The sequence below is a fragment of the Paenibacillus pasadenensis genome, from assembly GCF_002864175.1.
GTDB lineage: Bacteria > Bacillota > Bacilli > Paenibacillales > Paenibacillaceae > Paenibacillus_O > Paenibacillus_O pasadenensis.
Genome location: NZ_NFEZ01000004.1, coordinates 3,387,149 through 3,401,078, shown reverse-complemented (window position 1 = coordinate 3,401,078; position 13,930 = coordinate 3,387,149). Strand labels below are relative to the sequence as shown.

The window sequence follows — 13,930 nt, the reverse complement described above, 5'->3', positions numbered from 1 at the left end:
GACGAGCTGGAGCGCGAGCTCGCCGGACGCGAGCGCGCCGCGCTCGCGGAGCTGGCGGCGGAATCGCAGCGGCTCGGCGGCGAGCGGGAGGCGGCGGATGCCCGCTGGCGCGAGGCGGAACGCCGCCGCGGCCAGGCGCAGGCGCTCGGCGCGGCCGCGGCCGAAGCGGCGCGCCGCTGCGCCGCGACGGAGTCCGAGCTCGAGGAGGTCGCCGACCTGCACGAGATGCTCAAGGGCGACAACGCGCTCAAGATCTCGTTCGAGCGCTATATCCTGATCGAGTTCCTCGAGCAGATCCTGCATGCCGCCAACGAGCGGCTGCATGAGCTGTCGAGCGGCCAGTTCGTGCTGGAGCGCAGCGGCCGCCTCGAGGCGCGGGGGCGGCAGAGCGGCCTCGGCCTCGACGTCTACGACAGCTACACGGGCCAGAACCGCGACGTCAAGTCGCTGTCCGGCGGCGAGAAGTTCAACGCCTCGCTGGCGCTCGCGCTCGGCATGACCGACGTCATCCAGTCGAGCCGCGGCGGCGTCTCCATCGAGATGATGTTCATCGACGAGGGCTTCGGCTCGCTCGACGAGGAGTCGCTCGGCCGGGCGATCTCCGCGCTCGCCGACCTGCATGAGGCGGGCCGGCTGATCGGCGTCATTTCCCATGTGCAGGAGCTCAAGGACGCGTTCCCGGCCGTGCTGGAAGTGAGCAAGACCAAGGAAGGACACAGCAGCACGAGGCTGCTGCTCAAATAACGACGCCCGGAGGCGAGAGCCGCCGGAGGGAGGGAGCGGGCAAAAATGGCGCTGAGATTCATCATCGGACGGGCGGGCACGGGCAAGACGTTTGCCTGCATGGAGGAGATCCGCCGCGAGCTGGCGGCCGATCCGGCCGGTCCCCCGCTCGTGCTGCTGACTCCGGAGCAGGCGACGTTCCAGACGGAGTACGCGCTGTTCGGCAGCGGCATCCGCTCCAGCCTGCGGGCGCAGGTGCTCAGCTTCCGCCGGCTCGCCATGCGCGTCATGCAGGAAGCGGGCGGCGCGGCGCTCGTGCCGGTCGGAGAGAACGGCAAGAACATGCTGCTGCATAAGATCGTGCACCGGCTCTCGCCGCAGCTCCGCCTGTTCCAGGGTGGCAGCGGGCAGCAAGGCTTCATCGCCAAGATGGGCGAGCTGCTGACGGAATGGAAGCGCTACGGCGTCGATGCAGCCGCCGTGCGCGGCAGCCTGGGGTACGAGACAGGCGCGGAATCGGAGGGCTCTGCCGCCGAAGCGCGCGCCCGCGGCTCGCTGCTGGAGCGCAAGCTCCATGACCTGTCCCTCGTCTACGGCGAGCTGGAGCGGGAGCTGGCGGGACATTACATGGACGACGAGGACCATCTGACGCTGCTCGCCGACGGGTATGCCGACTGCGGCTCGATGCGCGGAGCGCGGTACTGGCTCGACGGCTTCAACGGCTTCACGGCCCGCGAGCTGGCCGCGGTCGGCGCGCTGCTGCGCCAGGCGGAGTCGGTCACCGTGACGCTCTGCCTGGACCGTCTCTACGGAGCCGAGGAGCGTCCGCATGAGCTCGATCTGTTCCACCCCGCCGCCGACGCCTGCATCCGCTTGACGCGGCTGGCGGCCGAGCTCGGAGTCGAGGTCGATTCCCCGCTCGTCCTGCCGCCGGCCGATGCGCCCCGCTATCGCCCGGGGGGGATGCTGGAGCATCTGAACCGGCATTTCGGCGGGCGCGTGCCGCTGCGCCGTGCGGGGGATCGGGATCGGCTCGCGGAGGACGCCGCCGAAATCGTCCTTCGTCCGTCCGCCTCGCGGCGGGCCGAGGTCGAGGCGGCCGCCCGCGACATGGTGCGCCAAGTGCGCGAGCGCGGCATGCGCTGGCGCGAGCTGGCCGTCGTCGTGCGGCAGACGGCGGACTACAGCGACATGATCCAGCAGGTGTTCGCCGACTACCGCATCCCGTTTTTCCTCGACGGCAGCCGCGACGTGCTCCATCATCCGCTCGTCGAGTTCATCCGCTCGGCGCTGGAGACGGCGCTGTACGGCTGGAAGCACGAGGCGGTGTTCCGCTGCGTCAAGACGGAGCTGCTGTTTCCGGAAGACGGCCGGCTCGACCGCGAGCGGTTCGACCGGCTGGAAAACTATGTGCTGGCGGCAGGCATCGAGGGCCGCAGCTGGAAAAGCCTGAAGCGCTGGCAGCCGCTTCGGACCGGCAGCGTCGAGGACGAGCCGTCTGAGGCCGGAGCCCGCCAGCGCGAGGAGTTCGAGGACGTGCTGCGCGCCCGCAGCGAGCTGATGCGGCCGCTGACGCGCTTCGAGCGCGCCATGGCCAAGGCGGAGACGGTGCGGGAGCGCTGCGAGGCGCTGTTCGACCTGCTCGACCGCTCCGGGACGGCCGACCGGCTGGAGCGGCGCGCGGAGCAGGAGCTGGCCGCCGGCCGGCCCGGCGCCGCCCGCGTTCACCGCCAAGTATGGGACGGCGTGCTCGGCCTGCTCGACCAGCTGGTGGAGCTGGCGGGCGAGGAGCCGATCCCGGCCGACCTGTTCGCCGGCATGGTGGAGACCGGCCTGGAGTCGATGAAGCTGTCGGCCGTGCCGCCGTCGCTCGATCAGGTCGTCGTCGGCGCGATGGACCGCGTCCGCAATGGGCGCGTGCGCGCCGCCTATATTCTGGGCGCGTCCGACGGCGTGCTGCCGATGCGCATCCAGGAGGACGGCCTGCTCACCGAGCGGGAGCGCGAGCAGCTCGCGGACGCGGGGCTGGAGATGGCCCCGGGCGTGCGCCGCCGCCTGCTTGACGAGCGCTTCCACATCTATCGCGCCTTCCTTGCGCCGTCCGAGCGGCTATGGGTGAGCTGGCCGCTTGCCGACGAAGAGGGCAAGGGACTGCATCCGTCCGAATACATCCGCCACCTGCAGACGCTGTTCCCCGGCCTGCCGGCGAATGCCGCGGCCGGAGCGCCGGACGCCTCCGCGGCGTCCGAGCGGCAGCTCGACTATCTCGAGCTGCCGCAGCGCGCCTTGTCCTATCTCGTGCCGAGGCTGCGCGAGTGGCTGGACGGAGGCGAGCTCGCTCCGCTTTGGCAGGACGTGTACAACTGGTTCGCGGCGCGGCCGGACTGGCAGGGCCGGCTGACGGCGATGACAGGCGCGCTCGGCTACGACAACCAGGTCGTCCGGCTTGGCCGCGGCTTGGCCGACCGGCTCTACGGCGGGCAGCTGACGACGAGCGTGTCGCGGATGGAGCGCTTCGTCTCGTGCCCGTTCCAGCATTTCGCCGCGCACGGCTTGAAGCTCAAGGAGCGCCGTCTCTACCGGCTGGGCGCGCCGGACATGGGCCAGCTGTTCCATGCGGCGCTCACCAAGGTCGCGACGGAGCTCGGCGAGGGCTGGGGCCGCGCCGGCGAGGCGCGCATCCGCGAGACCGCCTCCCAGGCGGTCGACGAGCTCGTGCCGCGCCTGCAGTCGGAGATTCTGCTGAGCAGCAGCCGCTACCGCTACATCGCCGGCAAGCTCAAGGCGGTCGTCTCGCGCGCGGCGGTCGTGCTCGGCGAGCATGCCCGCCGCGCGGACTTCCAGCCCGTCGGGCTGGAGGTCCAGTTCGGGCCGGGCGGCGAGCTGCCGCCGCTCGACATCGAGCTCCCCGACGGCAGCGGCTCGATCACGCTGGTCGGGCGCATCGACCGCGTCGATGCCGCCCGTTCGGACAAAGGGCTGCTGCTGCGCGTGCTGGACTACAAGTCGAGCGCGACGCAGCTGCGGCTCGAGGAGGTGGCGAGCGGCCTATCGCTGCAGATGCTCGCCTATCTGGACGTGCTGCTGACCCATGCCGAGAGCTGGCTCGGAGAGCCGGCGCATCCGGCCGGCGTGCTCTATTTCCACGTGCAGAACCCGGTGCTCAGCGTGCCGGCGGGCCTAGGGGCGGAGGAGGCGGCCGCGATGCTGCTCAAGCGCTTCAAGATGCGCGGCCTGCTGCTCGACGACGCCGATACGGTCCGCATGATGGACGCCGGGCTGGAAGGGCGCTCGGACCTGCTGCCGGCCGGCTTCCGCAAGGACGGCGGCTTTCTGTCCGACTCCTCGGTCGCGAGCGGACGCCAGTGGGAGCTGCTCCGGCGCTCGGTCCGCCGCACGATCGGCGGCATCGGCCAGTCGGTCAAGGACGGCGAGATCGCGATCCGGCCGTACCGGCTCGGCGCCAAGACGCCATGCCAGTTTTGCGCGTACAAGCCGGTCTGCCAGTTCGATCCGCTCAACGAAGGCAACGAGTATTTGAAGCTGCCCGCGCCGGGCAAGGAGGAGTTCTGGACGTCGCTGGAGGAGCTCGCCGAGGCGCAGGCGGAGCCTGCAGCCGGGGCCGAGAACCCGCCGCGGCTTCTGCCTGCGGGCGAGGACGGAACGCAGGACAAGCACAGGAAGGATGGAGCCGGAGACGGGACCTTCCATTGGGAGAGGAGAGAGGACGATGAGCGCAGCCGATGACCGGGCGGCCGAAAGAGCCGGGGACGACACGATCGTCGGATCGACAGGCGATCCGACAGGCGAAACGGTAGTCGGACGGAAAGTCGGACCGGAAGTCGGACCGAAGGTCGGACCGAAAGTCGGTCCGGCTGGCGAACCGATGGACGAAACGATCGTCGGTCCGGCAGGCCGAGCATCGGACGAAGCGCGTCCCGAGGCGCTGGACGCGCCGCCGCCCAAGCCCGCCGGCTCGCGCTGGACGGACGACCAGTGGGCGGCGGTGACGGCGCGCGGCGGGGACGTGCTCGTTGCCGCCGCGGCCGGGTCCGGCAAGACGGCCGTGCTCGTGGAGCGGATCATTACCATGATCTCCGAGGATACGGATGTCGACCAGCTGCTCGTGGCGACGTTCACCAAGGCCGCGGCCGCCGAGATGAAGGAGCGGATCCGCGCCGCGCTGGAGGCGGCGCTCGAGCTCGAGCCGGAGTCGGAGCATCTGCGGCGGCAGCTCGCGCTGCTCGGGCGGGCGTCGATCACGACGCTGCACTCGTTCTGCCTCGACGTCATCCGCCGCTACTACCCGATGATCGGGCTCGATCCCGGCTTCCGCGTCGCCAACGAGACCGAGGGCGAACTGCTGCGGCTGGAGGTGCTGGACGAGCTGTTCGAGGAGCGCTATGCCGCTTCGGACAACGACGGCGGCCTCTTTCTCGAGCTGGCCGACCGCTACGGGCGAAAAGAGCGAGAACTATGTATCGGCTCGTCCAGGCTGTATGAGTTTTCGCGCTCGCAGCCGTGGCCGGACGACTGGCTGCGCGGCATGGCGGCCGCGTTCCGCGTGGAGGAGCCGTCCGATCTGGAGGCTACGCCTTGGCTGGCGGCGCTCTCCGCGGATTTGCGGCTCAGCCTCGAGGGGGCGGAGGCCGCCCTGTCGGAGGCGCTCGAGCTGGCCGGGGCGCCGGGAGGGCCGATGGCTTACGCCGACACGCTGCGGGAGGATCTGAGCCTCGTCTCGTCCATCCGGGAGTCCGTGCTGACCCGTCCTTGGGACGAATGGCGGGACGCCTGGCAGCTGGCCGGATCGTTCGGCCGGCTGAAGGCCGCGCGCGCGTCCCAGGATGCCGATCCGCTCCTGCAGGAGCGGGCCAAGGAGCTGCGCGCGGAGGCCAAGGGCATCGTGGAGGAGCTCGGCAAGGAGCTGTTCAGCCGGCCGGCCGCCGACTACGTCCGCGAGCTGCGGGAGCTCGCGCCGCTGCTCGAGACGCTGGCGGAGCTCGTCATCGAGTTCGACCGGCGCTACCGGGACGCCAAGCGCCGCAAGGGACTGCTCGACTTCGGCGACCTCGAGCACTACTGCCTGGCGATTTTGCGCGGGGAAGGCTCCTCGCCGGAGCGGGCCGTCCCGTCGGCGGCCGCCCTGGACTACCGCAGGCAGTTTCGCGAGGTGCTGCTGGACGAATACCAGGATACGAACCGCGTGCAGGAATCGATCGTCGAGCTGCTGACCGGCTCCCCCGCGGATCCGCCGGAGGAGAGAGGCGGGCGGCGCTTCATGGTCGGCGACGTCAAGCAGAGCATCTACCGCTTCCGCCTGGCGGAGCCGGATCTGTTCCTGGCCAAATACCGCCGCTTCGGGCGCGGGGACGCGGAGGCCGGCCGGCGCATCGACCTGGCCCGCAACTTCCGCAGCCGCTCCGAGGTGGTGGACGGCGTGAACGCCGTCTTTCGCGCGCTCATGCGGGAGTCGGTCGCCGAGATGGACTACGACCGCTCCGCCGAGCTCGTGCTCGGCGCCTCCTATCCCGAGCCGGAGCCGCGGGACGCGTTCGCAGTCGAGCTGGCGCTGATCGACCGCGAGCGCGGCGCGGCCGCCGCCGAAGCTCCCGCCGCGGCGGAAGGCTCGGACGGCGCCGAGGCCGGCCAGCGGGAAGAAGCGGCCGACCTGCAGACGGCCCAGCTCGAGGCGCGCTACATCGCCCGCCGCCTGCTGGACCTGCATGCCCGCAGCTATGCGGTGCATGACGGACGCGGCGGCAGCCGGCCGATGGCGTGGCGGGATGTCGTCATCCTGCTGCGCGCGACCAAGTCGTGGGCGCCCGTGCTCATGGAGGAGCTGCAGGCGGCGGGCATCCCGGCGTACGCCGAGCTCGGCAGCGGCTATTTCGACGCCGTCGAGGTCGACGTCATGCTGTCGGCGCTGCGCGTGACGGACAATCCGTTCCAGGACATTCCGCTCGCCGGCATCCTCCGCTCGCCGATGTTCGGGCTGACGGCCGAGGAGCTGGCGCTGATCCGCATCGTCGGCGGCTCAGGGCCGTATTATGAAGCGGCCGTCCGAACGGCCGACCATCTGCTCGCGCCGCAGGAGCTGCGCGCCAAGCTGTCGGCTTTCCTCGGGAAGCTCGACGAATGGCGCGACGCGGCGCGCCAGGGCAGCCTGGCCGACCTGATCTGGCGGATCTACAGCGAGACGGGGTATTATGACTGGGCAGGCGGATTGCCGGCCGGAGCGCAGCGGCAGGCCAACCTGCGCGCCCTGCACGAGCGGGCCCGCCAGTTCGAGGCCGGCACCGCGCGCGGCCTGTTCCGCTTCCTCCGCTTCATGGACCGGATGCGGGAGAACGGCGGCGACCTCGGCACGGCAGGCGCGCTCGGAGAGGGCGAGGACGTCGTGCGCATCATGAGCATCCACAAGAGCAAGGGACTGGAGTTCCCGATCGTATTCGTGGCGGGCCTCGGCAAGAAGTTCAACCAGCAGGATGTGAGCTCTCCGTTCCTGCTGCACAAGGAGCTCGGCTTCGGACCGAAGTTCGTCGATCCCGAGCTGCGGCTCAGCTACCCGACGCTGCCTTGCCTGGCGATCCGCCGCCGGATGCGGATGGAGATGCAGGCGGAGGAGCTGAGGGTGCTCTATGTCGCGCTGACGCGGCCCAAAGAAAAGCTCGTTCTCGTCGGCACGGTCGACGACGCCGTCCGGCAGACGGAGCGCTGGAACGCTTCTCTCGGCGAGAGCGGCGTCTTGTCGGACTACCGGATCGCCGCCGCCCGCCGCTTCCTCGACTGGCTCGGACCGCTTGCCGGCTTCGCCTCTAGCGAGCATTCGGACGAGCGGTCCGACGGTCAGGCGCCGCCGGCTCCGGCCGCGCCGGTCGAGCTGACGGGAGCGCGCGCGGAGCCGATTCCCGCCTCCGGCGCCGTTCCTTCTCCGGCCTCGCGTCCCGAAGCGTCTTTCGCCAGCTGGAAAAAGGGCATCCTGCCCTACTACGTCCTCGGGGGCCAGGCTGCCGCCGGCGCGGAGCCGGCCGCGGCGCCCGATCGGACGAAGGAACGGCAGGCGGCGCTGCATGCGGTGCCGCTCGCGCCGGGAGGCTGGGAGCGCGAGGTGGAGAGGCGCCTGTCCTGGAGCTATCCTCATGCCGAGGCGTCTCGGGTCGCGGCCAAAACCTCCGTCACCGAGCTCAAGCGCCTTCGCGGCGATGCCGCAAGAGGCGAGGACGCGGTTCCGATGGACAGCGGTCCGTTCGTCGAGCCTGTCGGCCGCATGGCGGCAGGCCGCGCTCCAGCTGGGGCCGCATCCGCCGCAGGCGCAGGCGCTGCGCCGCTGCGCTCCGCCCCGACGGGCGAAGAGGCCGCGCTGCGCCTGCGGCGGCCGAAGTTCATGGAGCAGCGCGGGATGACCGCCGCCGACAAAGGCACCGCCGTGCATACGCTGCTGCAGCATGTGCCGCTGGACGGACCGCTGCCGGACGGGGCGGTCGAGGCTGCGCTGGCGCGGCTCGTGCGGAAGCGCATCCTGACGGAGGAGCAGGCCGGGGCGGCCGACGTCGAGGCGGCCAAGGCCTTTTTCGCCGGGCCGCTCGGGCGGCGGCTGCTCGCCGCGGAGCGCGTCTGGCGGGAGCTGCCGTTCAGCTGCCTGCTGCCGGCGCGGGAGGCGTTCCCGGACGCCGGCCTGGAAGCCGCCGGCGAGCCGGTGCTCCTCCAGGGCGTCATCGACTGCCTGTTCGAGGAGGCCGGCCGGCTCGTGCTGTGCGACTTCAAGAGCGACCGCGTGCCCTCCGGCGATTACGAGCGGGCGGCGGACAAGCATCGCTTCCAGCTGGAGCTGTACCGCAAGGCCGTCGAGCAGGCGCTCGGCCGGCCCGTCGCCGAAGTCCACGTCTATTTTCTTCGGGGCCGTCAGGCGGTCCGCATGGTACTCGACTAAGAAAGGAACGATCCTGTGAAGCAAGAGCCTCAACCGAAACGCAGCATGACGACAGCCGTGCTTTTCATCCTGCTGACGATGAGCCTGGTCGGCAACGTCTTCCTATTCGCGCATTATCTGCAAGAGCAGCAGCAGGAGCGGGCAGAGCAAGGCGAGCAGGCCTTCCTCCTCTGGAAGGAGACGCAGGAAGGGCTGGACAAGGCGATCCAGGCATTCGGCAAGCTTCAGGAAGGCGCGGCTCCGGAAAAGGAGCGAGTCTCCCTGTTGGTTGGACTCGGACCGGACGGCGCCGGGCAAGGCCTGGGCGACATTCCGCTCGACAAGCTGTTCGAGACCGCGCGCAGCCGTTCGGCGGATTGGCCGGACAGCGCAGGCAAGGACGCCGCGGAATTTGTCCAGCTCATGAAAAAGACGGCTCTCGAAGGGTCGGCGGACGAGCTGCAGAAAATGGCCGGCGCTCTCGCCGAGCTGAAGCAGCTCGCGGATTCGGTCGACACCTCGATCGGCTCGCGCGAGCGCTACCTGACGCTGCTTGCCGACAAGAGCTGGCCGGATGCCGCCCGCCGGATGGCGGACGCCGTGGACGGGTACAAGTAGGAGACGGCCGAAGGAATCAGGCCGACGGGGGCGGGGCGGCAGGCGCCGGTCGGATGCGTGTGTTGGAGTCGGGACCTCCGCCTTCCTTTTTTTTGCGGCGCGCGGCAGCGGGCGATTAACCAATCGCCCATAGGCGGCATAGGATAGGGCAGAACGAATGTTGAGGAGATGGTAACCGACAATGGAACCGACGAATCCGACAGCTGTTGCCCCTGCGCCCGTGCCGGCAAAGACGCCTACGGCCGTGAAGCCTGCGGCCCCGATGCCGATCAAGGCTCCGACCGCCGCCATGCCGGTCGCGCCGCCCGAGCCGGTCATGCCGGTCGCGCCGGTCGCGCCGAGCCAGACGACGATCAAGAATACGGTCGTCGTGGTCATGGAAAAGCCGGAGATGAAGCATTTCTGCGACAACCACAAGCATCGCTACGTGCTCGCCCATACGAAAGACGGCTGGTGCGTCGACGGCTTCATCGAGCACTATGACGACGAGTACGTCTGTATCGCCGTTCCTTGCGGCATGAACGAGATCGACCCTCGCGCCTTTGTCGGCGGTCCCGGCTCCGGTCCTGGCTTCGGTCCCGGCTTCGGCCCCTATCCGCCGCTTTATCCGTACCCTTATTATCCGCGCCGCCGCTTCGCCCGCGCCGTGTTCCCGCTTGCTGCGCTGGCCGGCCTGACGCTGCTGCCGTTCCTGTAAGCCGCCCTTGCCGCCATGCGGCCCCGGACGGCCCGGATGCCGCTCCCCGGCACGCATCCGCGGCATCGTCCGCCGCCGGCCGCCATGAGCCGCGAGCCGCGGCCGAAGCCCGCCTCATCCATGCCCTTTGCGGCCGGATGGGGCTTTTTCGTTCGCGTTAGACGAACCGTGCGGAATCGGCTACAATAAGGAAAGCAAGGACAGGAGAAAAGGAGCTGGCGGGAGCTGTGAGCGATTGTGTTTTCTGCAAGATCGTCGAAGGATCCATTCCCTCGGCCAAAGTGTTCGAGAACGAGAGCGTGCTGGCGTTCCGGGATATCGCGCCTGCGGCGCCCGTACATATCCTCGTCATTCCGAAGCGCCATCTTTCCACGATGAACGATGCGGCTCCCGAGGACGCCGCCCTGCTGGGAGAGCTGCTGCTCGTCGCCCAGAAGCTGGCCGCGCAGGAGGGCATCGCCGAGTCCGGATACCGTCTCATCAACAACTGCAATTCCGACGGAGGGCAGACCGCCTACCACCTGCATGTGCATCTACTGGGAGGACGTCCTCTCGGCGCGCTTGTCGAAGGCCATACGAGTTGACACTGGCTCTTTCATTGAACTATAATTAAATTTGATTAGCCGTGTTCATCTTCTGGACCGTCTGTTTCGGAGGGAGGGATAACAAGTGTCTGAAACGAAAGTTCGCAAAAATGAGACCATCGATGCTGCACTCCGCCGCTTCAAGCGCACCATTGCTAAGGACGGCGTCCTGGCTGAGGTGAAGAAACGCAAGCATTACGAGAAGCCGAGCGTTAAGCGCAAGAAGAAATCCGAGGCTGCGCGCAAGAGAAAGTTTTAGGAGGATCCTTCCGAAATGAACCTTAGCCAAAGATTGGACGACGACATGAAGCAAGCCATGAGGGACAAGGACAAGTTCCGCTTGACCACGATCCGCATGGTGCGCGCAGCTGTGAAGAACCAAGAGATCGACCTGAAGCGTCCGCTTGAGGACGGCGAGGTTCTTGACATCGTCAGTCGCGAGATCAAACAGCGCAAAGATTCCCTCCAAGAATTTCAAAAAGCCGGCCGCGACGATCTTGTAAAAGATGTCGCAGCAGAAATTGATATTATTAGTGTCTACCTTCCCTCACAGCTGACCGAAGAAGAGATCAAAGCAATTGTAGAGCAGACGATCCAGGAAACCGGTGCTTCTTCCAAGGCCGACATGGGCAAAGTGATGAGCGCTCTCATGCCGAAAGTGAAGGGACGCGCCGACGGTAAGCTAGTAAACCAAACGGTACAGCAATTTCTGCCATAATCTCGGACCACAACAACACTCCCCTAGGGGAGTGTTTTTTGGCTTTTCGGCTGAATGGCGCCGCATAGGGCAAAATAGTCGAAACGAATCGGCTCCTCGCCCGTATCTAAGAAGGAGTTATTGCTTCACCACTGAATTAGTTAGGGACGAGAATGCATCAAGGGGGTATGCCATCTGAGAAGCAAAATAAGGATCGCGGCTGCAGGAGCCGCGCTGTTCGGCCTGTCGGCAGCGGCTTCCGCCTCGGCCGCAGGCGCGGGGGGAGCCGGGGACGGAACCGTCTGGCTCGCCGACCCGTACGTCGCGACGCTGCTGCTGTTCGCCGGCTTCGCCGGCACGATGCTCGCGCTGCTGCTGTCGGGCTTCGCGGCCCCGGGACTGATCGGCATCGTCGGCTTCGGCCTGTTTTTCCTCGGCGGACATCAGGCCGGCTACAGCGACGGCATGGACGTCTTCTTCTTCGTCCTCGGCATCGTGCTGCTCGTGCTGGAGCTGCTCGTGCCGAGCTTCGGCATCCTCGGCATCTTGGGAGCGGCCGCGCTCGTCCGGGCGATCCTGTTCAGCTTCGAGGACACGGCGACGGCGACGATCGCCATGCTGTCGGCGTTCGCCGCGGCCGTCATTGTCGTCGTCCTGATCGCCCGCCGCTTCAAGGAACGGGGCATCTGGAACCGCTTCGTCTTGAGAGAACGACTGACGAGCGAAGAAGGCTTCGTCCCGTCGTCGTCCAAGTCGAGCCTGCTCGGCCAGGCGGGCACGACGGTGACGCCGCTGCGTCCGGCCGGCATCGTCGATATCGGCGGGGAGCGCATCGATGTCGTCACGGCGGGAGAGTTCATCGCCCAGCATGCCCGGGTCGTCGTCTCGCGGGTCGAGGGCACGCGCGTCATCGTCAAGGAAATCCACTAACAGAGGAGTCGATTCAATGGGTATGGAATTTGCAGGTGTCGGATACGTCGTCGCCGCGATCGTCGCGGTCATCCTGATCGCGGTCTTTCTGAGCTTCTTCCCGATCATGCTCTGGATCTCGGCTCTCGCCTCGGGCGTGCGCATCGGCATCATCACGCTCGTCGCTATGCGGCTGCGGCGCGTAACGCCGAGCCGCATCGTCAATCCGATGATCAAGGCGACCAAGGCCGGCCTCGGCCTGTCGATCAACCAGCTGGAAAGCCACTATCTCGCGGGCGGCAACGTCGACCGCGTCGTCAATGCCCTGATCGCCGCCCAGCGCGCGAACATCGAGCTGGAATTCGCCCGCGCCGCGGCGATCGACCTCGCCGGCCGCGACGTGCTCCTGGCCGTGCAGATGAGCGTCAATCCGAAAGTGATCGAGACGCCGACCGTCGCCGCCGTCGCCAAAGACGGCATCGAAGTGAAGGTCAAGGCTCGCGTCACGGTCCGCGCCAACATCGAGCGGCTCGTCGGCGGCGCCGGCGAGGAGACGATCATCGCCCGTGTCGGCGAGGGCATCGTCACGACGGTCGGCTCGTCGAACTCGCATAAGGACGTCCTGGAAAACCCGGACCTGATCTCCCGCACGGTGCTCGGCAAAGGTCTGGATGCCGGCACGGCGTTCGAAATTCTGTCGATCGATATCGCGGACGTGGACGTAGGCAAGAACATCGGCGCCAATCTGCAGACCGAGCAAGCCGAGGCCGACAAGCGCATCGCCCAAGCAAAAGCCGAGGAGCGCCGCGCGATGGCCGTCGCCCAGGAGCAGGAGATGAGGGCGCGCGTCGTCGAGATGAGAGCCCGCGTCGTCGAATCGGAATCCCAGGTTCCGCTTGCGATGGCCGACGCGCTCAAATCCGGCAAGCTCGGCGTGATGGATTACATGAACCTCAAAAACGTCGAGGCGGACACCCAGATGCGGAGCAGCATCGCCAAGCCGGAAGGCCAGGCGAACGACAATAAGAACGGGGGCTGAACCGGCGCTCCCGAGCCGCATCGCAGGAGGTGAGCCGCGGCCATGCCCAACCCGATTCAACTGCTGATCAACTTTCTGCTCGACCATATCTTTTTCGTCTTCATCATTGCCGGCGCGATCTGGTCGGTCCTCGGCAAGCTGTTCAAGTCGGCGTCGCAGCAGCAGCCGGGCCGTCCTGCAAGCCGTCCGCCGGGGCGCATGCCGGATTTCGGCGGCGGCGGCCTCGACCCACGTCCGCAGCGTCCTGTCCCGGCTCCGCCGTCAAGGTCCGAGCGCGAGCCGGCCCCGCGAAGGGCGGAGACGGTTCGTCCTCCGGCCGTCCGTCAAGACCAGGCGGGGCCGATGGGCCGTACGGCAGAGCATGGACGCTCTCCCTTCGAGGCGGAGCCGGAAGGAACGAGCGGCGGCGAGGGCCGCTCGCTGGAATGGCGGGAGGAGCCGGCGCGAAGTCCGTTCCGGCCGCCTGAGAGAAGGATGGCGATGGAGCGGCCGGCCGGCGAGGACCCGGGTGAGTTCTGGGAAAAGTCGGCTTCCGATGCGATCGCCGAATCTCTGCCTTCGCATCCCGCTGCCGTCGGCAGCAAGCTGCCTCGAGCCGGCAGCGTGAGCGGAGACGATCTGCGCCAGGCTGTGCTCTGGGCAGAGATCCTCGGACCGCCCCGCTCGCGCGGCGGCGGCCGCCGCTAGGGCCCTGACCGAATGACTGTCCCGCTTTGCTAGAGCCGCTTCGACCGCCTTCCCGGCGGCGGAGCGG

General features: G+C 68.0%; 11 protein-coding genes. All 11 read left to right on the top strand.

Going from position 1 to position 13,930, the window contains the following annotated elements:
• Window positions 1-744, top strand: a 744-nt coding sequence (locus B8V81_RS24335; protein WP_280522986.1) for an SbcC/MukB-like Walker B domain-containing protein, incomplete at its 5' end; no start/stop codon positions are given.
• Window positions 745-789: 45 nt separating this feature from the next.
• Window positions 790-4,470: a helicase-exonuclease AddAB subunit AddB gene (gene addB, locus B8V81_RS24330; RefSeq protein WP_084136458.1), complete on the top strand. Its 3,681-nt coding sequence runs from the start codon at window positions 790-792 to the stop codon at window positions 4,468-4,470.
• The gene (gene addA / locus B8V81_RS24325; protein ID WP_244912812.1) at window positions 4,454-8,653 is read left to right on the top strand and encodes a helicase-exonuclease AddAB subunit AddA; all 4,200 of its coding nucleotides are present in this window, start codon (window positions 4,454-4,456) and stop codon (window positions 8,651-8,653) included. The genes addB and addA overlap by 17 nt, the downstream gene beginning before the upstream one ends.
• 15 nt (window positions 8,654-8,668) lie before the next feature.
• Window positions 8,669-9,250, top strand: a complete 582-nt coding sequence (locus B8V81_RS24320; RefSeq protein WP_101809380.1) for a hypothetical protein — start codon at window positions 8,669-8,671, stop codon at window positions 9,248-9,250.
• Between the two features lie 181 nt (window positions 9,251-9,431).
• On the top strand, window positions 9,432-9,947 hold the full coding sequence (locus tag B8V81_RS25935) for a hypothetical protein (protein WP_244912811.1): 516 nt from the start codon (window positions 9,432-9,434) through the stop codon (window positions 9,945-9,947).
• A gap of 227 nt (window positions 9,948-10,174) precedes the next feature.
• The gene (locus tag B8V81_RS24310; protein WP_028597066.1) at window positions 10,175-10,531 is read left to right on the top strand and encodes a histidine triad nucleotide-binding protein; all 357 of its coding nucleotides are present in this window, start codon (window positions 10,175-10,177) and stop codon (window positions 10,529-10,531) included.
• A gap of 85 nt (window positions 10,532-10,616) precedes the next feature.
• Window positions 10,617-10,790: a 30S ribosomal protein S21 gene (rpsU, locus tag B8V81_RS24305; RefSeq protein WP_028597065.1), complete on the top strand. Its 174-nt coding sequence runs from the start codon at window positions 10,617-10,619 to the stop codon at window positions 10,788-10,790.
• A 15-nt stretch (window positions 10,791-10,805) separates the two neighbouring features.
• Complete coding sequence (locus B8V81_RS24300; protein WP_028597064.1) at window positions 10,806-11,249, top strand: GatB/YqeY domain-containing protein; 444 nt, start codon at window positions 10,806-10,808, stop codon at window positions 11,247-11,249.
• Between the two features lie 156 nt (window positions 11,250-11,405).
• Window positions 11,406-12,158: an NfeD family protein gene (locus B8V81_RS24295; protein ID WP_483406836.1), complete on the top strand. Its 753-nt coding sequence runs from the start codon at window positions 11,406-11,408 to the stop codon at window positions 12,156-12,158.
• Window positions 12,159-12,180: 22 nt separating this feature from the next.
• Complete coding sequence (floA, locus tag B8V81_RS24290; RefSeq protein WP_028597063.1) at window positions 12,181-13,176, top strand: flotillin-like protein FloA; 996 nt, start codon at window positions 12,181-12,183, stop codon at window positions 13,174-13,176.
• A 42-nt stretch (window positions 13,177-13,218) separates the two neighbouring features.
• The gene (locus B8V81_RS24285) at window positions 13,219-13,863 is read left to right on the top strand and encodes a hypothetical protein (protein WP_028597062.1); all 645 of its coding nucleotides are present in this window, start codon (window positions 13,219-13,221) and stop codon (window positions 13,861-13,863) included.
• The last annotated feature ends 67 nt before the right edge of the window (window positions 13,864-13,930 follow it).

What these genes read in the sequence shown, in the direction of transcription:
- addB (WP_084136458.1), top strand. Translation starts at nt 790, where the DNA reads ATGGCGCTGAGATTCATCATCGGACGGGCGGGCACGGGCAAGACGTTT.
- addA (WP_244912812.1), top strand. Translation starts at nt 4,454, where the DNA reads ATGAGCGCAGCCGATGACCGGGCGGCCGAAAGAGCCGGGGACGACACG.
- B8V81_RS25935 (WP_244912811.1), top strand. Translation starts at nt 9,432, where the DNA reads ATGGAACCGACGAATCCGACAGCTGTTGCCCCTGCGCCCGTGCCGGCA.
- B8V81_RS24300 (WP_028597064.1), top strand. Translation starts at nt 10,806, where the DNA reads ATGAACCTTAGCCAAAGATTGGACGACGACATGAAGCAAGCCATGAGG.
- floA (WP_028597063.1), top strand. Translation starts at nt 12,181, where the DNA reads ATGGAATTTGCAGGTGTCGGATACGTCGTCGCCGCGATCGTCGCGGTC.
- B8V81_RS24285 (WP_028597062.1), top strand. Translation starts at nt 13,219, where the DNA reads ATGCCCAACCCGATTCAACTGCTGATCAACTTTCTGCTCGACCATATC.